At 72.0% G+C, this 26,611-nt stretch carries 19 protein-coding genes; 9 read left to right on the top strand and 10 right to left on the bottom strand.

The window, feature by feature from the left end:
* Positions 1 to 39: 39 nt before the first annotated feature.
* Positions 40 to 3,189, bottom strand: a complete 3,150-nt coding sequence (gene ileS, locus FR742_RS21910) for an isoleucine--tRNA ligase (RefSeq protein ID WP_148032664.1) — start codon at positions 3,187 to 3,189, stop codon at positions 40 to 42.
* A gap of 466 nt (positions 3,190 to 3,655) precedes the next feature.
* Between ileS and FR742_RS21905 the strand changes: the two genes are divergently transcribed.
* The 3 genes from FR742_RS21905 to FR742_RS21895 are packed head-to-tail and all read left to right on the top strand — an operon-like array spanning position 3,656 to position 5,527.
* A complete protein-coding gene (locus tag FR742_RS21905; protein WP_148032663.1) occupies positions 3,656 to 4,057 on the top strand; it encodes a TraR/DksA C4-type zinc finger protein in 402 nt (133 codons plus the stop codon).
* Positions 4,030 to 4,614, top strand: coding sequence for a signal peptidase II (locus tag FR742_RS21900; RefSeq protein ID WP_396990194.1), 585 nt, complete (start codon positions 4,030 to 4,032; stop codon positions 4,612 to 4,614). The genes FR742_RS21905 and FR742_RS21900 overlap by 28 nt, the downstream gene beginning before the upstream one ends.
* Complete coding sequence (locus tag FR742_RS21895) at positions 4,598 to 5,527, top strand: RluA family pseudouridine synthase (protein WP_148032661.1); 930 nt, start codon at positions 4,598 to 4,600, stop codon at positions 5,525 to 5,527. Before FR742_RS21900 ends, FR742_RS21895 begins: the two co-directional genes overlap by 17 nt.
* A 5-nt stretch (positions 5,528 to 5,532) precedes the next feature.
* Here FR742_RS21895 and FR742_RS21890 read toward each other — a convergent pair whose 3' ends face one another.
* The 6 genes from FR742_RS21890 to FR742_RS21865 are packed head-to-tail and all read right to left on the bottom strand — an operon-like array spanning position 5,533 to position 12,543.
* Positions 5,533 to 6,915, bottom strand: coding sequence for a serine/threonine-protein kinase (locus FR742_RS21890; protein ID WP_148032660.1), 1,383 nt, complete (start codon positions 6,913 to 6,915; stop codon positions 5,533 to 5,535).
* Between the two features lie 9 nt (positions 6,916 to 6,924).
* Complete coding sequence (locus tag FR742_RS21885; protein ID WP_148032659.1) at positions 6,925 to 7,239, bottom strand: AzlD domain-containing protein; 315 nt, start codon at positions 7,237 to 7,239, stop codon at positions 6,925 to 6,927.
* Positions 7,236 to 7,898 (bottom strand): AzlC family ABC transporter permease, encoded by a 663-nt coding sequence (locus FR742_RS21880; protein ID WP_148032658.1) that lies wholly within the window; start codon positions 7,896 to 7,898, stop codon positions 7,236 to 7,238. Before FR742_RS21880 ends, FR742_RS21885 begins: the two co-directional genes overlap by 4 nt.
* A 25-nt stretch (positions 7,899 to 7,923) precedes the next feature.
* The gene (locus FR742_RS21875; protein WP_187281252.1) at positions 7,924 to 8,763 is read right to left on the bottom strand and encodes an AraC family transcriptional regulator; all 840 of its coding nucleotides are present in this window, start codon (positions 8,761 to 8,763) and stop codon (positions 7,924 to 7,926) included.
* Positions 8,760 to 10,739: a serine/threonine-protein kinase gene (locus FR742_RS21870; protein ID WP_148032657.1), complete on the bottom strand. Its 1,980-nt coding sequence runs from the start codon at positions 10,737 to 10,739 to the stop codon at positions 8,760 to 8,762. Before FR742_RS21870 ends, FR742_RS21875 begins: the two co-directional genes overlap by 4 nt.
* A gap of 10 nt (positions 10,740 to 10,749) precedes the next feature.
* Positions 10,750 to 12,543, bottom strand: coding sequence for a serine/threonine-protein kinase (locus FR742_RS21865; RefSeq protein ID WP_148032656.1), 1,794 nt, complete (start codon positions 12,541 to 12,543; stop codon positions 10,750 to 10,752).
* Positions 12,544 to 12,832: 289 nt separating this feature from the next.
* Here FR742_RS21865 and FR742_RS46405 point away from each other — a divergent pair, with 289 nt between their 5' ends.
* On the top strand, positions 12,833 to 13,651 hold the full coding sequence (locus FR742_RS46405) for a chorismate mutase (RefSeq protein WP_148032655.1): 819 nt from the start codon (positions 12,833 to 12,835) through the stop codon (positions 13,649 to 13,651).
* 113 nt (positions 13,652 to 13,764) lie between these two features.
* Here FR742_RS46405 and FR742_RS21855 read toward each other — a convergent pair whose 3' ends face one another.
* Complete coding sequence (locus FR742_RS21855) at positions 13,765 to 14,793, bottom strand: SGNH/GDSL hydrolase family protein (RefSeq protein ID WP_187281250.1); 1,029 nt, start codon at positions 14,791 to 14,793, stop codon at positions 13,765 to 13,767.
* 183 nt (positions 14,794 to 14,976) lie between these two features.
* On the opposite strand from FR742_RS21855, the gene FR742_RS21850 reads away from it, so the two are divergent.
* A complete protein-coding gene (locus FR742_RS21850; protein WP_315970625.1) occupies positions 14,977 to 15,909 on the top strand; it encodes an oxidoreductase in 933 nt (310 codons plus the stop codon).
* Here the strand turns inward: FR742_RS21850 and FR742_RS21845 are convergent.
* Entirely contained in the window at positions 15,893 to 17,281 is a 1,389-nt protein-coding gene (locus tag FR742_RS21845; RefSeq protein ID WP_222709019.1) for an amino acid permease, read from the bottom strand. The two genes, FR742_RS21850 and FR742_RS21845, sit on opposite strands and share 17 nt — an antisense overlap.
* 158 nt (positions 17,282 to 17,439) lie before the next feature.
* Between FR742_RS21845 and dnaE the strand changes: the two genes are divergently transcribed.
* Together dnaE and FR742_RS21835 are read left to right on the top strand one after the other, a co-directional pair.
* Positions 17,440 to 20,967, top strand: coding sequence for a DNA polymerase III subunit alpha (gene dnaE / locus FR742_RS21840; RefSeq protein WP_148032653.1), 3,528 nt, complete (start codon positions 17,440 to 17,442; stop codon positions 20,965 to 20,967).
* A 94-nt stretch (positions 20,968 to 21,061) separates the two neighbouring features.
* A complete protein-coding gene (locus tag FR742_RS21835) occupies positions 21,062 to 22,432 on the top strand; it encodes an amidase (protein WP_148032652.1) in 1,371 nt (456 codons plus the stop codon).
* 5 nt (positions 22,433 to 22,437) lie between these two features.
* On the opposite strand, the gene FR742_RS21830 is transcribed toward FR742_RS21835, so the two are convergent.
* Entirely contained in the window at positions 22,438 to 22,971 is a 534-nt protein-coding gene (locus FR742_RS21830) for a hypothetical protein (protein WP_148032651.1), read from the bottom strand.
* Between the two features lie 62 nt (positions 22,972 to 23,033).
* Here FR742_RS21830 and murA point away from each other — a divergent pair, with 62 nt between their 5' ends.
* Both murA and FR742_RS21820 read left to right on the top strand, forming a co-directional pair.
* Entirely contained in the window at positions 23,034 to 24,341 is a 1,308-nt protein-coding gene (gene murA, locus FR742_RS21825) for a UDP-N-acetylglucosamine 1-carboxyvinyltransferase (protein WP_261808667.1), read from the top strand.
* Positions 24,342 to 24,396: 55 nt separating this feature from the next.
* The gene (locus FR742_RS21820) at positions 24,397 to 26,607 is read left to right on the top strand and encodes a transglycosylase domain-containing protein (protein ID WP_261808666.1); all 2,211 of its coding nucleotides are present in this window, start codon (positions 24,397 to 24,399) and stop codon (positions 26,605 to 26,607) included.
* The last annotated feature ends 4 nt before the right edge of the window (positions 26,608 to 26,611 follow it).

Here is a 26,611-nt window from a genome sequence, read left to right as displayed (position 1 = left end):
GGGAAGGACACCTTCCCCGCCGGACTGGGTCCTGCACCGTCAGGCGCGGCGGAGCCGGAAGGTGAGGCCGAGATCGGCGTCGGTGTGTTCCGGAAGGCCCGGCTCGTCGCCTTCCGTCACCGACGTGGCCAGCACCTCGTCGGCGACCACCTGGGCGCCCGCGCGCAGCGCCTCGGCCAGGTCGGGGTCGGACGAGCGCCACCAGAGGGAGATCCGGTCGGTGATCGACAGGCCCGTCGCCTTGCGGGCCTCCTGCACCAGGCGGATCACCTCGCGCAGCAGCCCGGCCCGGCGCAGCTCGTCGGTCAGCTCCAGGTCGAGCGCCACCGTCTCGCCGGTGCCGGTGTCGAACGCGCCGGTCTCCACCGCCCAGCCGGAGCGCGGCTGCTCGGTGACGATCACCTCGTCCGGGCCGAGCGTCACCTCGCCCAGCTCGCCCGCCGCCAGCGTCACCGTCGCGCCGGAGCGGAGCGTGCGCGCCACCGACGCGGCGTCGGCGGCGCCGACCGCGGCGGCCACCAGCTTGGTCTGCGACCCGAACCGCTTGCCCAGCGCCCGGAAGTTCGGCTTGACCGTGTAGGAGACCAGGTCGGCGCTGAAGCCCGACATGTCCTCCAGCGCCTGGACGTTCAGCTCGTCCGCGACCAGGCCGCGCAGCTCGCCCGGCAGCGCCGGCCAGCCGTGCGCCCCCACCAGGGCGCGGCGCAGCGGCTGGCGGGTCTTCACGCCGGAGGAGGCGCGGGCCGAGCGGCCCAGCTCCACCAGCCGCCGCACCAGCGCCATCTGCTCCGACAGCGCCGGGTTCAGCAGCTCCTCGCGCACCGCCGGCCAGGAGGTCAGGTGGACCGAGGACGGCTGGTCCTCGGCGCGCAGGACGTCCCACAGGTAGTCGGTGACGAACGGCGTGAGCGGCGACATCAGCCGGGTCACCGTCTCCAGGCACTCGTACAGGGTGGCGAAGGCCTCCCGCGACCCCTGCCAGAACCGGCGGCGCGAGCGGCGCACGTACCAGTTGGACAGGTCGTCGAGGAAGTCGGCCAGCCTGCGCCCGGCCCGCTGCGTGTCGTACACGTCGAGCGCGGCCGTCACCTCGGCGACCGTGCGGTGCAGCTCGGCCAGCGCCCACCGGTCGAGCAGCGGCCGCTCGGCCGCGGGCGGCGCCGAGGCCAGATCGGCCGGCGACCACTCCTCGGCGTTGGCGTAGAGCATGAAGAAGGAGGCGGTGTTCCAGTAGGTCAGCAGGACCTTGCGGACGATCTCCTCCAGCGCGCCGTGCCCCACCCGGCGGGCCGACCAGGGCGAGCCCGCGCAGGCCATGAACCAGCGCAGCGCGTCGGCGCCGTGCTGGTCCATCAGCGGCATCGGCTCCAGCACGTTGCCCAGGTGCTTGCTCATCTTGCGGCCGTCCTCGGCCAGGATGAGCCCGAGGCAGAGCACGTTCTCGTACGAGGACTGCCCGAACACGAGCGTGCCCACGGCCATCAGCGAGTAGAACCACCCGCGCGTCTGGTCGGTCGCCTCGCAGATGAACTGCGCCGGGTAGACGCCCTCGGGCTTGCCTGCCTCGCCCCACTGGGCGAACGGCATCGAGCCCGAGTCGTACCAGGCGTCGATCACGTCGGGCACCCGGCGCGCCTCGGCCGAGCAGGACGGGCAGGGGAAGGTCACGTCGTCGACGAACGGCCGGTGTGGGTCGAGCGACGAGAGGTTCCGGCCTGCCAGCTCGCCCAGCTCCGCCAGCGAGCCGACGCAGGTCACGTGGGACTCGTCGGCCGAGCAGACCCAGAGCGGCAGCGGCGTGCCCCAGTAGCGGGAGCGCGACAGCGACCAGTCGACGTTGTTGCGCAGCCACTCGCCGTAGCGGCCCCACTTGATCGTGTCGGGGAACCAGTTGGTCTTGGAGTTCTCCTCCAGCATCTGGTCCTTGACCGCGGTGGTGCGGATGTACCACGACGGCAGCGCGTAGTAGAGCAGCGGCGTGTGGCAGCGCCAGCAGTGGGGGTAGCTGTGGTCGAAGTGGCCGCCGCGGAACAGCAGCCCGCGCTCGCGCAGGTCGTCGGTGAGCCGCTCGTCGGCGTCCTTGAAGAACACCCCGCCCACCATGGGCACGTCGTCCAGGAAACGCCCGTCGGGGCCGATCGGGTTGACCACCGGCATCGCGTACTTCTTGGTCACCGCCAGGTCGTCGGCGCCGAACGCGGGCGCCTGGTGGACCAGGCCGGTGCCGTCCTCGACGGTCACGTAGTCGCCGAGCACCACGTAGTGGGCGCCGGGGATGTCGACCAGCTCGAACGGGCGCTCGTACGGGGTGCGCTCCAGCTCGCGGCCGGTGAAGCGGGCCACCTCGGTGACGTCGTCGCCCAGCACCGCGGCCAGCAGCGGCTCGGCCACCACCAGCACCTCGCCGTCGCCGGTGCGGGCGGCGACGTAGGTCACGTCGGGGTGGACCGCCACGGCCGTGTTGGACACCAGCGTCCACGGCGTGGTCGTCCAGATGAGCAGCTTGGCGCCCAGCTCGGCCAGCGGCCCTGAGGTGACCGGCATCCGCACGAACACCGACGGGCTGGTCACGGTCTCGTAGCCGCCCGGCTGGCCCAGCTCGTGGTCGGACAGGCCGGTGCCGCAGCGCGGGCAGTAGGGGGTGATCCGGAAGTCGCGGAACAGCAGCCCCTTGTCGAAGATGACCTTGAGCGACCACCAGACGGCCTCGACGTAGGCGGGGTCCATCGTCCGGTAGGCGGTCGACAGGTCGATCCAGTAGCCCATCCGCTCGGTGAGCTGCTCGAACGCGTCGACGTGCCGCAGCACGGACTCGCGGCAGCGGGCGTTGAACTCGGCGATGCCGTAGGACTCGATGTCACGCTTGCCGGAGAGGCCGAGCTCCTTCTCCACGCCGACCTCGACCGGCAGGCCGTGGCAGTCCCAGCCGGCCTTGCGCGGCACGCTGAAGCCGCGCATCGACTTGTAGCGGGGGAAGATGTCCTTGAAGACGCGGGCCTCGACGTGGTGGACACCGGGCAGGCCGTTGGCGGTGGGCGGGCCCTCGTAGAACACCCACGCGGGGTTGCCCTCGTTCTGCTGGACGGAGCGCTCGAAGATCTTCCCATCGCGCCAGCGGTCCAGGACCTCACGCTCAAGCGCGGGCAGGTCGACCTGCGCGGGAAGGGAGCGGAACGGTGGCGAAGACATGTCGGGCGGGACCTCCACGCGTCTCTGATCTGCAGACAGGTTGCGTGAAGGGACGAGGCCGACGGGCCCCGCGGTACCACCCTTCTTGGCCTCACGCTCGGTGAGACCCTCTTCTTTCTGGCTGCTGCCGGGTCTAGTGAGCTCGATCGAGCCGTTCTTCCGGCGGCTCCGGGGTGATGCCCCTCGCGAGAGGGCCCCATCAACGCCTTGCAGGTTCACACCATAACGCAGAGCGGAGACTGAAGCTTCCGGGTTTCGAGGCTGCGCACCAGGCAAGGGGGAGAAGTCCTGGAAGTGACAAATTTGTGGGAATGGAGTCGCCTGGGCAGGAGTTAAAAGGGCGAGGCGGGATAGTACGGGAGGGGTAATCCGTCCGGCGGGTCGTTTGCCGTTCCGTTATGAGGAACCTAGGCTGCCCGCACCAATCACGGCCTTGACCAGCCCGAGATCGGCATCGCCCAACAGCATGGAGGCAACCATGGCGGCAGTCACGCAGACCGCGACCCCGTCGATGTGGTCGGACGAGGAGCTGGCCGAGGTACGCGGCAGCCTGCGAACCGAGATAGACGAGCTGAACGCGGACATCCTGCGCCACGAAAGCGAGATCGCGTCCGGAGACGTCACCCAGGGCGCCGGCGACGATACGGCGGACGCCGGCGCCAAGACGTATGAGCGGGAACGCGAGATCGCCCTTACCCTGAATGCACGCGACCTGGTCGCGCAGAACGAACGTGCGATCGCCAGGATCGACGCAGGGACCTATGGAGTGTGCGAATCGTGCCACAAGCCGATCGGCAAGGAACGCCTTCAGGCGTTCCCGAGGGCGACGCTGTGCGTGACGTGCAAGCAGAGGGAGGAACGCCGGTAGCGGCGGGCGGACGGCGGGGCCGGGTCCTCGCCGTCCTCACCTCACTCGCGGCCGTCATCTACGTGGCCGACCTCGTCACCAAGACCGTGGTGCTGGAGGCGCTGGAGGGGGAGCCGCCGCTGGTGGTGATCCCCGGCGTCCTCCAGTTCAGGGTGATCTTCAACTCCGGAGCCGCCTTCAGCATCGGCACCGGGATGACGTTCATCTTCACCCTGATCGCCGCCGGTGTGGTCGCCGCCATCATCCGCACCGCGCGCAAGCTGGTGAGCATGCCGTGGGCGATCACGCTGGGCCTGCTGCTCGGCGGGGCGCTCGGCAACCTCACCGACCGGCTGCTGCGCTACCCGTCCGGCTTCGGCCGGCCGACCCAGCTGCAGGGGCACGTGGTCGACTTCGTCGAGGTGCTGCCGGGCAACTTCCCGGTCATCGACTACTTCCCGGTGTTCAACGTGGCCGACTCGGCCATCGTGTGCGGCGGCATCCTGGCGGTGATCCTGGCCTGGCGCGGCTACCAGATCGACGGAACGAGGGAGGGCAAGAGTGGCCGAGCAGCGTAGCCTGCCCGTGCCCGACGGGCTGGAGGGAGAGCGGCTCGACGCCGCGCTCTCCCGGCTGTTCGGATTCTCGCGCACCCGCGCGGCCGAGCTGATCGCCGCCGGGGAGGTGATGGTCGACGGCAGGCAACCGGCCAAGTCCGACCGCGTGCGCGGCGGATCCTGGCTGGACGTGACGCTCCCGCCGCCGGTCGTCACGCCGATGCCGGTCGCCGAGCCGGTGCCCGGCATGCGGGTGGTCTACGAGGACGACGACATCATCGTGGTCAACAAGCCCATCGGGGTGGCCGCCCACCCGACCGTGGGCTGGACCGGCCCCACCGTGATCGGCGGGCTGCTCGGCGCCGGCCACACGATCGCCACCAGCGGCGCCGCCGAGCGGCAGGGCATCGTGCACCGGCTCGACGCCAACACCACGGGCGCGATGGCCGTCGCCAAGAGCGAGCACGCCTACTCCCACCTCAAGCGCGCCTTCAAGGAGCGCACCGTCGACAAGCGCTACCACGCGCTGGTGCAGGGCCACCCCGACCCGTTCAGGGGCACGGTCGACGCCCCCATCGACCGCCACCCGTCGGGCGACGGCAGGTTCGCGGTGGTCGCGGGCGGCAAGCCGTCCGTCACCCACTACGACACCATCGAGGCGTTCCGGGCGGCGTCGCTGCTCGACATCAACCTGGAGACCGGCCGGACCCACCAGATCAGGGTCCACATGTCCGCGCTGCGTCACCCTTGTGTGGGCGACATGCTGTACGGCGCCGACCCGACGCTCGCCGCCCGGCTGGGCATCACCCGCCAGTGGCTGCACGCGGTCTCGCTCGCCTTCGAGCACCCGTCGACGGGGGAGTGGATGTCGTTCGGCACCGACTATCCCGAGGACCTGCAGAAGGCGCTGGACCTGGTACGCGCCGAGTCCTGACCGACCTACTCCCAGGCGTGCCAGTGCTCGGCCTGGGCGCCGCCGCCGCGCGAAGGCTCCACCTCGCCGGGCTCGTCCTCGTCCGGCTCGGGTTCCGGCTCCGGCTCCGGTTCCGCGGATCGGGTGGGCGCGGCCGACCTGGTGGGCCTCTCCTCGGGCGTGGGGTCGGCCCGCCTCTGGGCGCGGCGGTCGGGGCCAGAGTCCCGGTCGGGGCGCGACGTCTCGTACGTGGCGGGCGGTGAGTCGTCACGGCGGGCGTCGGAGCGGCCGGGCGGGTCCCCGGCCTCGCGCCCGTCGCCGTCCTTCGACCCGGTGCTGGGCGGCGGGCCGGAGACGGTCGCGGTCTGCTGCGGCGTGTGCACCACGGCAGGCGGGCCCGACGTCTCAGGCGGCCGGTGCGACCACCACGCCGCGCCGCCCGTGACCAGGGCCGTGACCAGCGCGCCGAGGCCCAGGGCGAGCAGCGGCTGCCTGCGCCTGCCGGGCAGCGTCCGCGCCGCCGGCGCGATCGCCGCCGCGTCGCCGCCGGTCACCTCCGCGATCGGCACCGGCCCGGTCGGCTCCGGCCCGATGCCCCTGATGATCGCGGTCAGGCGTTGCTCCGCCTCGTCCACCGTCATCCGGTCGGCCGGGTTCTTCCTCAGCAGCCCCAGCAGCACCGGCCCCAGCACGCCCGCCCGCGACAGCGGGGCGGGCTCGGCGTGCATGACCGCGCCCAGCGTGGCCAGCGCGTTCGACCGGTGGAAGGGCGAATGGCCCTCGACCGCCACGTACAGGGTCACGCCCAGCGACCACAGGTCCGAGGCCGTCTCGGCGGGGCCGCCCGCCGCCCGCTCGGGAGCCATGAAGGCGGGGGTGCCGATCAGGATCCCGGTCCTGGTGACCGGCGCCTCGTCCTCGGTGGTGGCGATGCCGAAATCGGTCAGCACCGCCCTGCCGTCGTCCGTCAGCAGCACGTTGTCCGGCTTGACGTCCCGGTGCAGCACCCCGGCCGCGTGCGCCGCGCGCAGCGCTTCCAGCAGCTGCAGCCCGACGTTCGCGGCCTCGGCCGGCCGCATCGGCCCGTTCTCGCGCACCAGCTCGCCCAGCGTCCGCGACCGGACGAGCTGCATGACGATCCACGGGTGCCCGTGCTCCTCCAGCACGTCGTACACGGCGGCCACGCACGGGTGCGCGACCCGGCCGGCCGCGCGCGCCTCCCTGAAGGTGCGCACGGTGAACAGGTCGCGTTCCGGTCCTGTCAGATCAGGGGGCGGGAGGACCTCCTTGACGGCCACGTCCCTGCCGAGCACCTCGTCGTGGGCCTGCCAGACGGTACCCATGCCGCCACGCCCGATCGTCCTGACCAGCCGGTAACGGCCCCCAACAATCCCCACAGAATCGGACATGCGGGGCGACTACCCCAGAAAGACCCGGGCAACCGCTGTCATGGCGGCGGCCGCCGCCAGAACCACCAGGAACGGAGCACGCAGCAGCAACGCGACGACCGCCGCCCCCAGACCGGCCGTGCGGGCCAGGTCGAACGCCAGCGCGCCGTCCTGCGTGAACATCTGCACCCCGATGAGCGCCGCGAGCAGCGCCACCGGCACCAGCTCGGCGAAGCGGCTCACCACCGGGTGGTCGAGCACCTGGCGCGGCGCGGCCAGCCCGGCCAGCTTGAGCGCGTAACACCCCAGGCACACGCCGGCGATCGCCCACCACAGCGCGGTCATCGCAGCATCACCACCAGCACCGCCACGGCCGCCAGCAGCACCGGCACGCCCGGCGGGAAGAACGGAGTCGCCGCCAGCGCGATGGCCATGCCGCCGGCCGCCAGCGCGCGCAGCTCGGCGCGCTCCTTCAGCCGCGGCCACAGGATCGCCAGGAACGTGGCGGGCCCCACCACGTCCAGCCCGAGCATCCCCGGGTCGCCGAGCGAGCTCGTGCCGATCGCCCCGAGCAGCGTTGTCACGTTCCAGCCCACGTAGACCGCGGCGAAGGTGGTGAAGAAGCCCGCCCTGGCCGCCTCGGGGGTCGGCTGGGCCAGGGCGACGGCGGTCGTCTCGTCGATGACCCCCTGCGCGGTGCCCAGCTTGCGTGCTCCGCGCACCCGCAGCACGTCGGCCATGCGCAGCCCGTACAGCGTGTTCCTGGCGCCGAGCAGCAGCGCGCCCGACGCGGCAGAGACCAGGTCGCCGCCCGCCCCCACCGCGCCCGCGAACGCGAACTGCGAGGCGCCCGTGAACGCCAGCAGGCTCAGCACGCACGCCTGCGGCACGGTGAGCCCGGCCGTGACCGCCGCGGCGCCGAAGGCGACCCCGGACAGCCCGACGGCCAGACCCACACCCAGACCGTCCCGGATGGCGGCGGAACGGAGTGTCGTCTGTTCCATGGGATATGAGGATATGCGCAGGTCACTACCGTTTCTTGTACGTTCCTGCGGTGCGTTGATAGGCAGCCGGTGGTACCCCTACCACGCGTTTGAAGTGACGGTTCAGGTGTGCCTGGTCGGTGAAGCCCACCTCGGCGGCCACGTCCGCGGGCCGCACGCCGGAGCGCAGCAGGTGCCGGGCCTGCCGCACCCGCAGCGAGTTCAGGTAGGCGTGCGGCGGCAGCCCGGTCGCCGCCTTGAACGCCCGCAGCAGCGGGAACGGCCGCGCGCCGACCATCCGCGCCAGGTCGTCCAGCGCCGGCGGGTCGGTCAGCCGGTCGTGCAGCACCTCCATCGCCTGCCGCACCGCCCGCCGCCCTTCGGGCGACAGCGTCACCGCCGGGCGCGGCACCGCGTACCGGGCGAGCAGCCGCCCGAACAGCGTGCGGGTCAGCGTGGACGCCGCCAGGTCGTCGCCGCGCTCGGTCGCCTGGTGCGCGCGCGCCATCAGCGCCGCCACCTCGGGGTCGCGCACCACCTGCTCGGGGAAGTACGGGGTGCCCTTCGGCAGGCCCAGCTCGGCCGCCACCTCGCCGACCGCCGCGACCGACGGGTAGAGCATCCGGTACGCCCACCCGCCGTCCACACCGGCCTGGCCCGTGTGCACCGAGTCCGGGTTCACCAGGACCACCTCGCCCGCCGCGGCCCGGTGCAGGTCGCCCCGGTACTCGAACTCCTCCACGCCGTCGAGGATGATCCCGATCGCGTACCCCTCGTGCACGTGACGGGAGAAGCGGTGGGTGACGTAGCGGGCCTTGAGCAGGTCCACCTCGGGCACCGCCGGATGACGCCAGAAGCGGGCCCGCTCCTGCGGCCGGCCGCTCATCGCGCCGGCCGGAACGTGGCGGTGAACGTCTCGAAGAAGCGCCTGTCGCGCTCCCAGCGGGCGCCGGTGGTCTCCCAGTAGAGCGCGAACGGGCGGCCGCCGGCGGTGGTGAAACCGCGGTTGATCACGTGGATCGCGGTGCCGTCGCGGGAGCGGGTGAACTCCCAGTCGGCGGCGGGGCGGCCCTGGTACTCGATCGCGCGGATGGCGACGCGTTCGTAGCCGGGGAACTCGCCCTTGCGGAGGATCTCCCGCTCCAGCGCCCGCCAGTGGGCGGCCGGGGTCGCGTGGTCGCCCTCGGGGACGGTCCATTCGACGATCATCACGCCTGGGGTGCCGGGGCCGCTGAAGGTGACGCTGTCGCGCTGCGGGTTCTTGACGGCGCGCCAGCCGCGCGGCACGGCGACCGAGAACCCGCCGGCCGCGTTCCGATACGCCCGCCAACCAGCGGGGACCGGGTTCCCGGTGGGGGTCACGTTCCCGGTGGGTTCGCCGGTCGCGTTGCCGGTCGGCACGCCGCTCGCATTCCCGGTGGGCTCGCTCGTCGGCTCCCCTGTACCGCCCGCTGTCGGGTCCCCACCAGGTTCCCGGGTCGGCTGACGCGGAGGCTCTCCGGACGGCCCGTGGGTGCTCTCCGTCGGCCCGACGGCACCGATGCCCGGTTCGCTCCTCAGCAGATTGACGAGTACCACGCCTCCGCCGCCGACCACCACGAGCGCGGCCACGGCCGCCGCCACCACGACCCACCGCTTCCCGCCCGACCGCCCACCGCCGGTCACCGTCCCATACGGGGACCTCTGCGGGCCCGTCCCCTGCGGCGGCGTCCCGTACGAGCCAGAGCCTCCGTGAGAGTCGAGCGGAGCGGAATCCCCTCCGCCCGGACCCGAATGCCCGTGCGGGACGCCGACGTGATGGGGCGCTGGGCCCGCGCCGTGGGGCCCCGAGGCGCTGGCGTGGTGGGGTCCCGAGCCCACGTCGTGAGGGCCCGAGGTTCCGTACGGGGTGCCGGCGTGGTGGGGCGCTGGGCCCGCGCCTTGATGGCCCGAGGCTCCCTGCGGGGTGCCTGTGTGGGGCGGGGACGGGCTTGCGTATCGGCTGTCGGGGCCCAAGGGTGCCGGTTGCTGGTGGATTGCGCCGTACGGGCCGGGTGCCTGAAGGCCGGGGAAGGGCCGGTCCATGGACGCGGCGTCGAGGAGCTGGGCGGCGTGGCCGGCGGGCAGGCGGGTGCCCGGGTCCCGCTGGAGCCAGCCCATGATCACCGGTGTCAGCGCCCCGGCCCGGCGGGGCGGCTCGACCGCGTCGCGGAGCACCGCCGCCACCGTCGCCGCCCACGAGTCGCGCCGGAACGGCGGCCCGCCCTCCACCGCCGCGTACAGGGTCGCCCCCAGCGACCACAGGTCGGACTCAGGCCTGGCGGGCTCGCCGTTCAGCCGCTCGGGAGGCATGTACGCTGGCGTGCCCACGAGACTGCCCGTCGCCGTCAGCCCCGCCTCGGACTCCATGGTGGCGATGCCGAAGTCCGTCAGCACCACCCGCCCGTCGTCGGCCAGCAGCACGTTCTCCGGCTTGACGTCGCGGTGCAGCACCCCGGTGGCGTGCGCGGCGCGGAGCGCGTCGAGCACCCGCGCGCCGATCGCCGCCGCCCGCGCCACCGGCAGCGGCCCGTCCGCGCGGATCGCCTCCGCCAGGGAGCGGGAACGGACGAGCTGCATGACGATCCACGGCCGCCCGTCCTCCTCGACGACGTCGTGGATGACCACCACCGAAGGGTGGTCCAGACGGCCCGCGGCCCTGGCCTCGCGGATGGTCCTGCGGTTGAGCTCGGCCCGCTGCCGCTCGCCGACCCCGCTGTAGCGGACCTCCTTGATCGCGACCGTACGGTCGAGCAGCTCGTCGTAGGCACGCCACACCACGCCCATGCCGCCCTCACCGAGCGGCTCGACGAGGCGGTAGCGATTGCCGACCTGCCTGTCCACGCGGGGCAGCCTACTGGTCGGGTTTGAAGGTCGCGCAGAACGTCTCGAAGAAGTGGTAGTCCTTCTTCCAGCGACTTGCGAGGTTGTGCCAGTAGATGGCGTAACCACGGCCGTTGTCGGTGATGAATCCCCGGTTGCGCACCCTCGTCTTGCCGGTGTTGGTGTTCCAGGTGAAGTCCCAGTCGGCGGCGGCCTTCTGGTAGTCGACCGCCTTGATGTCGATCAGCTGGTAGCCGCCGAACCCGTACTTGGCCGTCTTCTCCTGCTTCCGCCAGTCCTTGACCGGGTCGCTGCCAGGCTTAGAGGCCCGGTCGACCGACACGAACGCGTTGGAGCCCGCGCCGGGGCCGCGGAAGAACACCTGGGAACCCTCACGCTTGTAGACGTCCCAGCCCTTGGGCAGCCCTATGGTGAAGTCGAGCTGCTTGTCCTTGTACCACTTCCAGCCCGAGGGCAGGGTGGCGGCCTGTGCCGTCTCCTCCTCGGTGGGCGTGGGGGAGGGCGTGGCCGACGGGGACTCGCTGACCGTGGGGGAAGGGCTCGACGACGGCTCGGCCGCGTCCGTGGTCGCCGCGCCGGTCGGCTCGGAGGTGGCGGCGGTGCTGGCCGCCGTCGTGGGGCCGGGGCCGCCGGACGGGTCCTCCGGGGTGGCCCGCAGGCCGAGGTAGCCGCCGACGCCCGCGACCAGGAGCACGGCCGTCACGGCCGTGATCACGGGCAGCGCCTGGCGCCTGCCGGCCGAGTCGGCGTTCATCGTGGACTCGGCGTCGTAAGGCGGCGTCGGTGGGTGCTCGGTCGCCGGCGTGATCCGCGCGCCGGTCTCGGGCGGCGGCGCCACGGCGGGCCGGGGCGCGGGCTTGGACACCGGCTGAGGAGCGGGACGGGGCGGGGGCACCGGCATCAGGTTGGGGTCGGTCGGCATGTCGTCCTCGACCGGCGGCACCTTCGGCATCTTCGCCGTCCGCACGGCCGGTGGCTCGCTCGACGCGGCGATCGTCTGCCGCAGCAGCCGCTCCGTCTCCTCGTACATGAGCCGCTGCACCGGCTCCTTGGCCAGCAGCCCGTCGATCACCGGCGCCAGCGGCCCGGCGTGCGTGGCCGGGTCGGGCTCGTCGGTGAGCACGGCGTGCATGGTGGCCAGGGCGTTGCCGCGTTCGTGCGGCGAGCGGCCCTCGACGGCGGTGTAGAGCGTCGCGCCCAGCGCCCACAGGTCGGACTCGCGCCGCGCGGGCAGCCCTTTCAGCCGCTCGGGGGCGATGAACGCCGGCGTGCCCGCCAGCCCGGTCACCGTCAGCTGCGTCTCGGTCTCCAGCGTGGCGATGCCGAAGTCGGTCAGCACCACGCGGCCGTCGTCGGCCAGCAGGACGTTCTCCGGTTTGACGTCGCGGTGGAGCACCCCCGCCTCGTGGGCGCGGTGCAGCGCGTCGAGCACCGCCAGGCCGATCTCGGCCACCCGCTTGGGAGGGAGCGGCCCGTCGTTCTTGATCACGGCGCCGAGCGACCGTGACTGCACGAGCTGCATGACGATCCAGGGCCGGCCGTCCTCCTCGATCACGTCGTGCACGACGATCACGTTGGGATGCTCGAACCTGGCCGCGGCCCGCGCCTCACGCATCGTGCGCCGGTTCAGCAGTTGCACCTCGTCGCCCAGAGCGGCCGCGTATCTGACCTCCTTGACCGCGACGGTGCGGTCGAGCAGTTCGTCATGGGCTCGCCACACGATGCCCATGCCACCCTTGCCAATGGGTTCTTGCAGGTGGTAACGACCGGCGATGCGGCGTCCGCCCGGCTTGTGATCCGACATCAACGGCCTCAAACCCTCCCTCTAGGCCAAGAAATACTCCCATAGCCGGGGATCAACGGCGACTCGCCGCGAGGACAGTCCGCTATTCGAGAAGCCCGTCCCACTAGGTGGAGTGAGCCGTGTAAAGTGCGAACATGACTCGTCGCTACGTGTTTACCGAGCCGGCTCCGGGAGGGCCGGTCGTCAGCTAGCGACCACCTGGAGCCGGCAACAAAGGCAGAGACGCCTCGTCTCTGCCTTTTCACGTTCTTTGCCGGCTCCCGGTGAGCCGGCCGAGTGGGGAGCCGAGATGTCATCGACCTTGGAACGCCACGTGGTCCCGCTGGGCGGCCATCCCGTGGGCGAAGGGCCCGCCGTGGTGATCAGTGACCGGGTGAGCCTGCGCGAGCCTGACGCGGTGCTGCCCGCCGCCGTCACGCTCGCCGAGCCCGCGAGCGCCGCCGACCTGCCCGCCATCGCGGCCAGCGCCCAGGGCGTGGTCATCGGCGGCGCGTGGACCAGGGACATCCCGCTGGTGCGCGCGGTGGCGGGGCTGGGGCTGCCGGTGGTGGTGGAACGCCGCCGCACGGCCACCCTGGAGGAGTGGCTGGGCGTGGCCGACTACTGCGAGGCGGAGGGCGGCGTCCAGGTGATCCTGTGCGAGCACGCCGACCTGGGGCTGCTGCGCGAGGCGCGCGCCGTGTCGGGCCGCCCGGTGCTGGCGGACGTCACCGCCGACCCCGGCCTGTCGACGGCCGCCGTCGCGGCGGGCGCCGACGGCCTGATCGTGTCCGCCGACGGCCGGCACGAGGCGGAGGAGGCGGCCGCCCTCGTCGGCGCCCTGCTCCGGCCGGAGGACCCGGCCACGCTGGCCGAGTGCCGTCAGGCGATCGACCGCGTGGACGCCGCCCTGGCCACCCTCCTGGAGCGCCGCGCCGCCCTCGCGGGCCGCGTCCAGCGGCTCAAGCCGGTCGGCGGCTTCGCGGGCCGCGACCCCGGCCGCGAGCGCGCCCTGGTGGCCCGGATGGCCGAACGCGCCCCCAGCCTGGGCGAGGCCAGGCTGGCTCCCGTCATGAACGCGGTCATCGAGGCCGGGCTGCACCTCGCGGAGGAACGCGCGGCCGGATGAGCAGCCGCCCGGCCCGCTCCCCGCAGACGGTCCGCGACGCTCCCGGGGAGACCCCGGCCGCCGAGCGCCAGGAGGGGAGGACCTCCGGTGGGCGATGCCGGGAGGGTCTTCCCTCAGGGGGTGGTGAGGTGGAAGTTGTTCAGCGGGCGGCCGGGGCCCGTCGTGATCTGGGCGTTGATGAGTTCGGCGAAGCGGCGGTAGCCGTCGGCCGTCGGGTGGAAGCTGCGCGGGTCCACGGTGAGCTGCTCCATGTCCACGATCACCCCGTTGAGGTACGGGCGCGGCCGGCCCACCTCGTGGCCGTCGAACGCCTCGTACGCGTCCACGTACTCGACGCTGCCGGGCCCGCCGAAGGCGACGATCGCCCGGTCGAACTCGCCGGCCACCTCGCGCACGACGCCGTTCAGCCGCTCGGTCATCGAGTTGAGCCAGCGCTGGTCGGCGACGCCGAGGTTGTCGATCCGCCCCGGCGGCGAGGCGGGGAACGGCCGCGGGTAGCCCAGCAGCACCACCCTCGCCTCGGGCGCGCGCGTCCTGATCTCGGCCAGCACGGCCCGCATGCTGCCGCGAAGCTCCCCGATCCGGCGCCGCACCTCGGCGTCCTGGTCGACGCAGGCCGACGACCACGGGAACTTGACGATGCACTCGGTGAGCACCGGCGCGAACCCCGCGTCGTTGCCGCCGATGCTCAGCGTCACCAGGCTCGTGCCGGCGCCGACGCGCTCGATCTGCGGCTGCTGGCCGTGCTGGCCCCGCAGCAGGTTGCCGGTGGTCGCGCCGCTGCACGCCCAGAACCCCGTCTCGCCGCCGAACGCGTGGGCGCCCGCCACGAGCGGCACGTACGAGCCGCCGGCGCGGTGGCAACGGTCGGCGCCGCCGTCCAACGGCGCCTCTCCGCGCCGGTAGACGCCCTCGCCGGACGAGTACGAGTCGCCCAGCGCCACGTAGGCCCCGCCGAGCGCGACCTCGGCGGCGGTCAGCCTGGTCACCTGCGGGAGCCGGCCCGCCGGCTCCCCGGTCGCCGGACAGCCGGCGTCCAGCAGCGCGCACGCGAGCCCCGTGTAGACACCCGCCGGCAGCCCCGCGACGGCCAGCGCCACGCCGAGCAGCACCGCCGCGACGACGCCCGCCGCCTTCCTCACCCCAGTCAGCGCGACCTCCCCCGAGACTCCGCCTTCGAGGGTAGATCAGGGGACGGCTTACGGTCACGGTCGTTTTGCGTACGTTCCGGCCCCGCGGTGATCTTCGGCCGCCCGGACTGCTAAGATTCCGGTGATCGCCTGAGCCTTCCCGGCGCGGACCACGTCCGCCGGGGAGGCTTTTTCATGTCCGGATCCCCTTTCGACGACGTGAGGCCCCGCATGACCACGCAGACCCCCGCCGCCGGCACCTGGAAGCTCGGCGACCTGACCGTCAACCGCATCGGCTTCGGCGCGATGCGGCTCACGGGCGGCGCCGCCTTCGGCCTCGGCACGCCGAGCGATCGCGACCGTCCGATCGCCGTGCTGCGCCGCGCGATCGACCTCGGGGTCGACCACATCGACACCGCCGCGTTCTACTTCTCCTCGACGCGGTCCGCCAACGAGCTGATCAACCGGGCGCTGTCTCCTTACCCGGAGGGCCTGGTCATCGCCACCAAGGTCTGGGCGGGCAGGGACCCGTCGGGCGAGTGGATCTGGGCCACGCCCGGACAGCTGCGCGGCCAGGTGGAGGAGAACCTGCGCCAGCTCGGCCGGGACCACATGGACGTGGTGAACCTGCGCATCCCGCGGAGCCGCGCGACCGGCTCGATCGCCGAGCACTTCGGCGCGCTGGCCGAGCTCCGCGACGCCGGGCTCGTACGCCATCTGGGCCTGTCCAACGCCACACCGGCCCAGCTGGCGGAGGCCGTGGCCATCGCGCCGGTGGTCTGCGTGCAGAACGCCTACACCGTGGGGGCGCCGGCCGCCGAGCAGGAGTTCCTGCGGGCCTGCGGCGAGCAGGGCATCGCGTACGTGCCGTTCTTCGCGATCGCCGGCGCGGGGCGCGAGCGGGGAGCGGTCGCCGGGGAGCAGGAGTCCGTGCGGGCCGTCGCGAGCGCCCACGGCGCGACGCCCGCGCAGGTCCGGCTGGCCTGGACGCTGGCGCAGGGGCCGCACGTGCTGGCCATCCCCGGCACCGGGAACCCGGACCACCTCGCCGAGAACGTGGCGGCGGGGGCGCTGCGGCTGTCCGGCGAGGACCTGGCACGCCTGGCCGGTGTCACTCGGCTGGACTGACTGCGGGGGAGGCCGGATCGGCCGCGGCCGCGAGGCGCTTCCTGCGGAGGCGGAGCAGGAACCACCCGGCTGCGATGCCGGCGGCGACGACCGGGAGCAGGTAGAAGGCGACCCGCTGGTCCTGGTCGGCGAACGGCATCAGGAAGACCACCAGGGCGAGGAAGGCCAGGGTGAGCCAGTTGGTGTAGGGGGTGCCGGGCATCGGGAAGGCGGAGCGGTGCCCGGTGCGCCGCAGGCGGAGCTGGCAGTAGACGAGCGTGCCCCAGGTGGTGACCACGCCCAGCGAGGCGCACGCGGTGGCGATGTTGAAGGCGCGCTCCGGCACGAAGGAGAACAGGGCGATGCCCGCCAGGAACATCGACGCGGTGAACAGCACCCCGCCGATCGGGATGCGGCGCCGGCTGAGCGCGGCGGTGAAGCCGGGCGCCTCGCCCTTGAGTCCCATCGACCGGACGATGCGGCCCGTCGCGTACAGGCCGGAGTTGCACGACGAGAGCGCGGCGGTGATCACGATGAGGTTCATGGCGTCGGCCGCCCACGGCACGCCCAGACCGGCGAACACCGTGACGAACGGGGACGTGCCGGCCTCGTAGGCGGTCCACGGCAGCACCATCGACAGCAGCAGCACCGAGCCCACGTAGAACAGCGCGATCCGCCACACCACGCCGTTGACCGCCTTCGGCATCACCTTCTCGGGCCGGGCCGTCTCGCCCGCGGCGATGCCGACCAGCTCGATCGACGCGTACGCGAACACCACCGACTGCAGGCTCATCAGCACCAGCGGGAACCCGGTCGGGAAGAACCCGCCGTGGGCCACCGCGTTCGCCGGCGTCGCCTGGCCGACGGTGAACACCACCAGCACCAGCCCGACCACCAGGAACGTGACGATGGCCAGCACCTTCAGCAGCGCGAACCAGAACTCCAGCTCACCGAAGAGCTTCACCGACAGGAGGTTCACCACGAGCACGAAGGCCAGCGCGAGCAGCGCCGTCAGCCACTGCGGGAACGCCGGCGCCCAGTAGTGGACGTAGGTGGCGATCGCGACCAGCTCGGCGACGCCGGTGAACGCCCAGTTGAACCAGTACATCCACCCGCTGGCGAAGGCGGCCCACGGCCCGATGAACTCGTGCGCGTACACCACGAAGGAGCCCGAGGCGGGCCGGTAGAGCGCCAGCTCCCCGAGCGCCCGCATGACGAAGAACGCCGCCACCCCCGCGGCCGCGAACGACAGCACCAGGGCCGGCCCCGCGGCGGCCAGCCGCCCGCCGGCGCCCAGGAACAGCCCCACGCCGATCGCGCCGCCGATGGCGATCATCTGCACCTGGCGGTTGCCCAGGGCGGGCCGGTATCCCTCGTCGGACTCCGTGTGCACTGAGTGTCTCCTTCGTGACTTTCCGTCACGGAGAGGGTATAGGCGCTGATCGAGGGAGAGGGATCCGGCACGCCGTCCCCTGCCACGCCCCGGAGTGTCGGTGCGGACCACTAGAGTCGGAGCGCACACCACACGTTCAGACCGGGAGGCGCCGCTCCATGTCGTCCAGCGACTCGTTCGTCCATCTGCACGTGCACACCGAATACTCCATGCTCGACGGGGCCGCGCGGCTCAAGCAGATGTTCAAGCAGGTCGGCGAGCTGGGCATGCCGGCGATCGCGATCACCGACCACGGCAACATGCACGGCGCCTACGACTTCTACCGGCAGGCGACCGGCGCGGGCGTCAAGCCGATCATCGGCATCGAGGCCTACGTCGCCCCCGCCTCGCGCTTCAACAAGAAGCCGGTGCTGTGGGGCGAGCCGCACCAGAAGAAGGACGACGTCTCCGCGGGCGGCTACTACACCCACATGACGATCTGGGCGCGCAACAAGACCGGCCTGCACAACCTGATGCGGCTGTCCTCGCGCGCCTACACCGAGGGCTTCGTCCGCAAGTGGGCGCGGATGGACGCCGAGATCCTCGCCGAGCACGCCGACGGGCTGATGGCCACCACCGGCTGCCCCTCCGGCGAGGTGCAGACCAGGCTCAGGCTCGGCCAGTACGACGAGGCGGTCAAGGCCGCCGCCAAGTTCCAGGACATCTTCGGCAAGGACAACTTCTTCCTGGAGGTCATGGACCACGGCCTCGACATCGAGCGCCGCGTCCGCGACGGGCTGACCCGCATCAGCAAGGAGCTGGGCATCCCGCCGCTGGTCACCAACGACTCCCACTACACCTACGAGTCCGACGCCTCCTCCCACGACGCCCTGCTCTGCATCCAGACCGGCAAGCAGCTGTCCGACCCCGACCGGTTCCGCTTCGACGGCAGCGGCTACTACATCAAGACCGCCGACGAGATGCGCGCCGTCGACTCCTCCGACCTGTGGGCCGAGGGCTGCCGCAACACGCTGCTGGTGGCCGAGAAGGTCGACCCCGCCGGGTTCTTCGAGCACAAGAACCTCATGCCGACCTTCCCCGTGCCCGACGGCCTGACCGAGGAGGAGTTCTTCCGCCAGGAGGTCTGGAGAGGGCTTGAGCGCCGCTTCCCCGAGGGCGTCGACGAGGAGCACCGCGCCTGGGTCGAGAACGAGCTGCGGGTCATCGTCCAGATGGGCTTCCCGAGCTACTTCCTCGTGGTCGCCGACTTCATCATGTGGGCGAAGAACAACGGCATCCGCGTCGGCCCCGGCCGTGGCTCCGCGGCCGGCTCCCTGGTGGCGTACGCGCTCGGCATCACCGACCTCGACCCGATCCCGCACGGCCTGATCTTCGAGCGGTTCCTCAACCCCGAGCGCGTCTCCATGCCCGACGTCGACATCGACTTCGACGAGCGCAGGCGCGGCGACGTGATCCGCTACGTCACGGAGAAGTGGGGCGCCGACAAGGTCGCGATGATCGCCACGTTCGGCACCATCAAGGCCAAGGCCGCCATCAAGGACGCCGGCCGCGTCCTGGGCTACCCGTACGCCCTCGGCGACAAGGTCTCCAAGGCGTTCCCGCCCGCCGTGATGGGCAAGGACATCCCGCTGTCGGGCATCTTCGACAGCGACCACCCCCGCTACGCCGAGGCGGGCGAGCTGCGCAGGCTCTACGAGGAGGACGTCGACGTCAAGGCGACGATCGACCTCGGCAAGGGCCTGGAGGGCCTGATCAGGCAGACCGGCGTGCACGCCGCCGGCGTGATCATGTCCGCCGAGGTGCTGACCGACCACATCCCGATCATGCGCCGCGACTCCGACGGTGTGATCATCACGCAGTTCGACTACCCGACCTGCGAGACGCTCGGCCTGCTGAAGATGGACTTCCTGGGCCTGCGCAACCTCACGATCATCGACGACTGCCTGAAGATGATCGAGGCCACCACCGGCGAGCAGATCGACCTGCTGGCGCTGCCGCTCGACGACCGCAAGGCCTACGAGCTGCTGGCCCGCGGCGACACGCTGGGCATCTTCCAGCTCGACGGCGGCGGCATGCGCTCGCTGCTGCGGCTCATGCGCCCCGACAACTTCGAAGACATCTCCGCCGCCCTCGCGCTCTACCGCCCCGGCCCGATGGGCGCCAACTCCCACACCAACTACGCCCTGCGCAAGAACGGCCAGCAGGAGATCACCCCGATCCACCCTGAGCTCGAAGAGCCGCTCAAGGAGATCCTTTCCACGACCCACGGCCTGATCGTCTATCAGGAGCAGGTCATGGCCATCGCGCAGAAGGTCGCCAACTACTCGCTGGGCGGCGCCGACCTGCTGCGGCGCGCGATGGGCAAGAAGAAGAAGTCCGAGCTCGACAAGCAGTTCGTGACCTTCGAGCAGGGCATGAAGGACAACGGCTTCTCCGCCGCCGCCATCAAGGCGCTGTGGGACATCCTGCTGCCGTTCTCCGACTACGCCTTCAACAAGGCCCACACCGCCGGCTACGGCCTGGTGTCCTACTGGACGGCCTACCTCAAGGCCAACCACCCCGCCGCCTACATGGCCGCGCTGCTGTCGTCGGTCAAGGACGACAAGGACAAGTCGGCCCTCTACCTCAACGAGTGCCGCCGGATGGGCATCAAGGTGTTCCCGCCGGACGTCAACGACTCCGACTTCGACTTCACCCCGCGCGGCACCGACATCCGCTTCGGCCTGTCGGCCATCCGCAACGTGGGCGCCAACGTCGTCGACGGCATCATCAACGCGCGCAAGGAGAAGGGCCGCTTCGCCGACTTCAAGGACTTCCTGCGCAAGGTGCCGGCGCTCGTCTGCAACAAGCGCGTCATCGAGTCTTTGATCAAGGCCGGCGCGTTCGACTCGCTCGGCCATGTCCGCAAGGGCCTGGTCATGGTGCACGAGCAGGCCGTCGACGCGATCATCGACATCAAGAAGAACGAGGCCATCGGCCAGGACTCGCTGTTCGGCGCGATCGAGGGCGGCGAGGACCAGACCTTCGACGTGCAGATCCCGGTGGGCGAGTGGGACAAGACCACGCTGCTGCAGTTCGAGCGGGAGATGCTCGGCCTGTACGTGTCCGACCACCCGCTGTTCGGCGTCGAGCACATCCTGGCCGCCGGGGCCGACTGCTCGATCGCGGCGCTGCAGGACGACAGCCGTCCCGACGGCCAGGTGGTCACCGTCGGCGGCATCCTGTCGGGCGTGCAGCGCAAGGTCACCAAGAAGGGCGACACGTGGGTGCTCACCCAGCTTGAGGACCTGGAGGGCGCCATCGAGGTGATGATCTTCCCGTCGGCCTACCAGCTCTGCTCGACGATCCTGGCCGAGGACGCGATCGTGTTCGTCAAGGGCCGCATCGACAAGCGCGAGGACATCGGCAAGATCATCGCGATGGAGGTGACGGCCCCCGACCTCACCCAGGAGGCCGGCGGGCCGCTGCTGGTGAGCCTGCCGCTCAACCGCTGCACCGCCCCCGTGGTGAGCAGGCTCAAGGAGATCCTGACCACCCACCCCGGCACCTCCGAGGTCCACCTCCAGGTCCACAACGGCCCCAAGACGACCGTCCTGCGGGTCGACGACCGGCTGCGGGTGGCGCCGTCACCGGCGCTGATGGGCGATCTGAAGCAGCTGCTCGGCCCGGCCTGCCTGGGGGCCTGACCCGTCCCCGGTGGCGGAGTTCGACCAGGCCGGGGCCGCTGCCTGGGCAGACCTCGCCATCGTGGGCCGCCCCCGGGTGGGGGAGGATCACGGGGTGAGCGAACTGCACTACCTGAGCGCCACCGAGCTCAGCCATCTGATCCGTACCCGCCAGGTGAGCGCGGTCGAGGTGCTCCAGGCCCACCTCGACCGCATCGAGCAGGTCAACCCCCGGGTCAACGCCGTCGTCACCCTCGTCGCCGAACAGGCCATGGACGCCGCCAAGGCCGCCGACGCCGTCGAGCCGGTCGGCCCGCTGCACGGCGTCCCGGTCGCGCACAAGGACCTCACCGACACCGCGGGGATCCGGACCACCTACGGCTCGCCGCTGTTCGCCGGCCACGTGCCGGAGCGCGACGACCTGGTGGTGCGGCGGCTGAAGGCGGCGGGCGCGATCACCGTGGGCAAGACGAACACGCCCGAGTTCGGCACCGGCTCCCACACCGTCAACGACGTGTTCGGCCTCACCCGCAACCCGTACGACCTGACCAGGTCCGCCGGCGGCAGCAGCGGCGGCGCGGCGGCGGCGCTGGCCACCGGGATGGTGCCGCTGGCCGACGGCTCCGACATGGGCGGGTCGCTGCGCAACCCCGCGTCGTTCTGCAACGTGGCAGGGCTGCGGCCCACGCCGGGGCGGGTGCCGGCGGTCTCCGAGATCGCGGCCTGGTACACGCTGTCGGTGCAGGGGCCGATGGCCAGGAACGTCGACGACCTGAGCCTGATGCTGTCGGTCATCTCCGGGTTCGACCCGCGCTCGCCGTACGCGATCAAGGAGGCGTACGCGCCCGAGCCGGAGGAGGGGGTGGCAGGGCTGCGCGTGGCGTGGAGCCCCGACCTCGGCGGGCTGCCGGTCGACGCCGCGACGGCGGCGGTCACCGCGACCGCGCCCGCGGTGTTCGAGCGGCTCGGCGCCCGCGTGGAGGAGGTCGAGCTGGACCTGGAGGACGCCGAGGTGGCCTTCCGCACCTACCGCGCGTGGTTCTACGCGCTGGCCTACGGCGACCTCGACGGGCTCGGGGCCAACACCGCGTGGAACGTCGAGCGGGGGCGCGAGGTCACCGGCGCCGACCTGGCCCGCGCCGAGCGCGCCCGCAGCCGTCTCTACCAGCGGATGGCGGACTTCTTCGACTCCTACGACGTGCTCATCGCCCCGGTCAGCCAGGTGCCGCCGTTCCCGGCGGAGGAGCCGTACGTGCGCGCGATCGACGGCGTGGAGCTGCCCGACTACCTGGCGTGGATGCGGTCCGCCTACTGGGTCAGCGTGCTGCACGCCCCGGCCGCGTCCGTCCCCGCCGGGTTCACGCCGTCGGGGCTGCCGGTGGGGGTCCAGATCATCGGCCGTCCCTTCGCCGACGCCCGCGTCCTGCGGGTGGCCCGCGCCTTCGAACAGGCCACCGGCCACGCCTCGCACCACCCGCCCCTCTGACGGCCTCAGCCGGGCGGGGGAGCGCCGTCCCCGGTGGGCGGGTGGGGCTTGCGGAGGGGGGACTCGCGGTAGCCGTGCATGCCCTCCAGGAACCCGAAGAGCCCCACCGCGAGCATCGGCCACGACACCAGGACGCCCTTGGCCGTCAGGTCCAGCGGGCCGGGGACGAACGTGACCCCGGGGAAGGCCGAGGCCTCGACGGTGACGACGCCCACGGTGACGGTCGTGCCGATCCACCAGGCGGCCAGGGCGCCCGCGGCCCCGCCCAGGCAGAGCCCCAGGAGGACCGGGAGCTGGACGCGGCGGCTGAGGAACCAGGCCAGCGCCCCGCACGCCAGCCCCAGCCCGCCGGTGATCGTGGCGAACCAGCCGTCCGCCGCGATGAGCGCCTGCGTGGACGGGTCCGCCAGCGCCGGCGCCTGGTCGAAGGCCCGGTACGGGGGCCGCGGCGACAGGGCGGACCACAGGAGGCCGGCGGGAAGCCCGAGGGCGGCGAGTGCGAGGACAGTGATCGCGAACGCGCGTACTTCCCTCGTCACGCCACGCCCCTTCAATCGCCGGCAGGACCAGATCGATGGTATCTCCCGGTTAGGCTCACTTCGTGATTGAAGAGAAGGTCTGGGTGATAGAACCCTCTGGCCCGCTTCGCGGCGATGTCGTGGTGCGCGGGTCGAAGAACGGGGTCTCCAAGCACATGGTCGCCGCCATGCTCGGCGGCGGCGAGAGCACCATCCACAACGCCCCCGAGGTGGGCGAGGTCGGCATCACCGCCGCCATGCTGGAGGCGCTCGGCATCCACGTCGAGATCAGCAAGACCGAGATCCGCATCGGGCGGGGTCAAGAGATCAGGCCGCGGGTGCCCGACGCGTTCACCGGGCTGAACCGCATCCCGATCCTCATGCTGGGCCCGCTGCTGCACCTGGCGGGGGAGGCGTTCGTGCCGCTGGTCGGCGGTGACCCGATCGGGCGGCGGCCGATCAACTTCCACGTGGAGGCGCTGCGCGCGATGGGCGCCGAGGTGGAGGTCGGTGACACCGGCGTGTTCGCCAAGGCGGGACGGCTGCGCGGCACCCGCCTGGAGCTGCCGTACCCGAGCGTGGGCGCGACCGAGACGATCCTCATGTCCGCGGTCCTGGCCGAGGGCAAGACCGTGCTGAAGAACGCGGCCACCGAGCCCGAGGTGGTGGAGCTGGCGCTGTTCCTGCAGCGGATGGGCGCCATGATCGAGCTGTCGCCGGACCGCCGGATCGTCATCGAGGGCGTGGAGCGGCTGCGCGGCGCCTCGACCTGGCTGGCCGGCGACCGCATCGAGGCGTTCTCGTACCTCGCGGCGGGACTGATCACCGGCGGCGAGGTGCGCGTGCACGGCTGCCCGCAGGACCGGCTGGTCACCGCGATCACCACGCTGGCCAGGATGGGCGCCCGGTTCGACATCAACGACGAGTACCTGTGCGCCACCGCGCCGCCGGAAGGGCTGCGGGCGGCGGCCGTGCAGACCGACACCCATCCGGGGTTCATGACCGACTGGCAGACGCCGCTCATGGTGCTGTTCACGCAGAGCCAGGGGATGTCGGTGCTGCACGAGACGGTGTTCGAGAACCGTCTGGTGTACGTGCCGGCGCTGAAGAGCATGGGCTGCGAGATCGAGGTGTTCGACCAGTGCCTCGGCGGCCCCGCCTGCCGCTACCACGACACCAACGCGCGCCACTCGGCCGTCGTGCGCGGGGTGTCCCAGCTGCGGGGCGCCGACGTGACACTGCCCGACATCCGGGCCGGGTTCTCCGCGGTGCTGGCCGCAGCCGTGGCCGACGGGCGCTCGACGCTGCGCGGCGTGCACCACATCGAGCGCGGCTACCACCACCCGTTCGAGCAGTTCCAGTCACTTGGTCTGAACATCAGCAGAGGTTAGTAAAGAGACAGGAATCGGGCGTTTGCCGGGGATCGGGCGGTCGCACATCAATGTCGTGACTGTCCGCACATCCATCGCCACGCTCGGCATGGTGGGCGCCCTCGGCGGGGTGCTGGTCGCGGCGTTCGCCGCGCCCGTCGTCGCCGGGGCGGGCCTGGCCGCGAAGGGCACCGCCGACACCTTCACGCACCTGCCGCCGGCGCCGCGCGAGGAGCCGCTCAGCGAGGTGACGCGGCTGGTGGACGCGAGCGGGCACACCTTCGCCCAGTTCTACCAGGCCAACCGGACCACGGTGCGGCTGGACCAGGTGGCGCCGGTGATGCGGCAGGCCATCGTGGCGATCGAGGACGCCCGCTTCTACGAGCACGGCGGCATGGACGTCATCGGCACCCTCCGGGCGCTCATCGCCAACACCCGGGCGGGCTCCATCAAGCAGGGCGGTTCCTCGCTCACCCAGCAGCTGGTGAAGAACATCCTGGTGGAGAGCGCCAAGACCGAGGAGGAACGAGACCGGGCCCGCGCCCCCAGCGTCTCCCGCAAGATCCACGAGCTGCGGCTGGCGCTGGCGATGGAACGCAAGTACCGCAAGGGCGAAATCCTGGAGAAGTACCTGAACATCGCCTACTTCGGCGCCGGCGCGCACGGCGTCGAGGCGGCGGCCAGGCGCTTCTTCTCCACCTCCGCCGCCGAGCTGACCCTCACCGAGGCGGCCACCCTGGCCGGCGCCGTGCGTACCCCGTACTCGACCGACCCGTCCATCGGCCGCGCGCAGCGCGCGCGCCTCAAGGAGCGCCGCGACCTGGTGCTCGACCGCATGGCGGGACTCAAGCTGATCACCCGCGAACAGGCGTCCGAGGCCAAGGCCAGCCCGCTCGGGCTGAAGCTGAAGCCCGAGCCCGGCGGCTGCTCGCAGAGCGAGCATCCGTACTTCTGCATGTACGTGCACCGCGAGCTGCTGACGAACGAGGTCTTCGGCAGCACGGCGGCGGTACGGCGGGCCCGCATGGAACGCGGCGGGCTGGTGATCAGGACCAGCCTGAACCCGAAGGCGCAGAAGGCAGCGGAGCGGGCCATCAGGGAACGGGTGAACCCCGACGACACCGAGGTGGCCGCCGAGGCGATGGTGGAGCCCGGCACCGGCTGGATCCGGGCGATGGCCGCCAGCAAGAAGGTCGGGCCGGGCAAGAAGGGCGGCCCGCGCACCACCTACAACCTGGTCGCCGACGTCCGGCACGGCGGCGGGCAGGGGCTGCAGGCGGGCTCCACGTTCAAGGTGTTCACGCTGGTCACCGCGCTCAAGGAGGGCTGGCGGTTCGGCGACGGGTTCGACACCCCGGGGTCGCTGGTGCCCTCGAAGGGTTACCGGGACTGCGCGGGCAAGCCGGTCAACGACCCGTCGGCGCAGGTGTTCAACGCCGGCGGCGAGGGCAGCGACGGCGGCCCGCACAGCCTGGAGACCGGCACCTGGAAGTCGGTCAACATCTTCTACATGATGCTGGAGCGCAAGGTCGGCCTGTGCGACGTGGTCAAGACCGCCAGGGAGCTCGGCGTCGTCAGGGCCGACGGGCGGCCGCTGCGCGAGGTGCCGACGTTCACGCTGGGCGTCAACGAGATGGACCCGCTCACGGTCGCGGCCTCGTTCGCCGCGCTCGGGGCCCGCGGCCGGTACTGCCGCCCGCTCGCCATCGTGGAGATCGCCGACAGGAACGACCGGCGCACCCGCGTGCGGCCCGACTGCCACCAGGCGATCGAGCGGCCCGTCGCCGACGCGGTCAGCCACGTGCTGACCGGCGTGTTCGACAAGGGCACGATGCGCGGCCAGGACCCCGGCATGCCCGCCGCCGGCAAGACCGGCACCAACAACGGCTACACCTCGGCCTGGTTCGCCGGCTACACGCCCCGGCTCGCCGCCGCGGTCAGCGTCGGCGACATCCGCGGCTCCTACCGCCACCCGCTGAGGAACGTGGAGATCGGCGGCCAGTACTACGGCTCGGTGCAGGGCGCCTCGCTGCCGGGGCCGATCTGGGTGGACTCGATGCGGCGGGCGCTGCGGGGCGAGGAGAACCGGGGCTTCCACGGCCCCGACATGTCGCGCTTCGGCGGCGGTCACACGCCGGGCCTGGAGGAGGCGCTGGCGGAGGAGCGGGGGGAGACGCGCGAGAGGGGCGACCGCCGCGGTCGCGACCACCCGATCTCCAAGCGGCACCGCAAGATCATCGAATGGCTGCTCGGCGAGCGGCGGCACCCGCCGCGCGACCGGTGGTGAGGCG

This window comes from Nonomuraea sp. C10 (genome assembly GCF_008017515.1).
Lineage (GTDB): Bacteria > Actinomycetota > Actinomycetes > Streptosporangiales > Streptosporangiaceae > Nonomuraea > Nonomuraea ferruginea.
The sequence above is the reverse complement of the archived record's forward strand: the minus strand, read 5'-3'. Positions and strand labels throughout refer to the sequence as shown.

Bases quoted from the DNA above. Each gene is read 5' to 3' on its own strand.
- ileS (WP_148032664.1), bottom strand. From the start codon at position 3,189: ATGTCTTCGCCACCGTTCCGCTCCCTTCCCGCGCAGGTCGACCTGCCC.
- FR742_RS21905 (WP_148032663.1), top strand. From the start codon at position 3,656: ATGGAGGCAACCATGGCGGCAGTCACGCAGACCGCGACCCCGTCGATG.
- FR742_RS21890 (WP_148032660.1), bottom strand. From the start codon at position 6,915: ATGTCCGATTCTGTGGGGATTGTTGGGGGCCGTTACCGGCTGGTCAGG.
- FR742_RS21885 (WP_148032659.1), bottom strand. From the start codon at position 7,239: ATGACCGCGCTGTGGTGGGCGATCGCCGGCGTGTGCCTGGGGTGTTAC.
- FR742_RS21880 (WP_148032658.1), bottom strand. From the start codon at position 7,898: ATGGAACAGACGACACTCCGTTCCGCCGCCATCCGGGACGGTCTGGGT.
- FR742_RS21875 (WP_187281252.1), bottom strand. From the start codon at position 8,763: ATGAGCGGCCGGCCGCAGGAGCGGGCCCGCTTCTGGCGTCATCCGGCG.
- FR742_RS21865 (WP_148032656.1), bottom strand. From the start codon at position 12,543: ATGTCGGATCACAAGCCGGGCGGACGCCGCATCGCCGGTCGTTACCAC.
- FR742_RS46405 (WP_148032655.1), top strand. From the start codon at position 12,833: ATGTCATCGACCTTGGAACGCCACGTGGTCCCGCTGGGCGGCCATCCC.
- FR742_RS21850 (WP_315970625.1), top strand. From the start codon at position 14,977: ATGTCCGGATCCCCTTTCGACGACGTGAGGCCCCGCATGACCACGCAG.
- dnaE (WP_148032653.1), top strand. From the start codon at position 17,440: ATGTCGTCCAGCGACTCGTTCGTCCATCTGCACGTGCACACCGAATAC.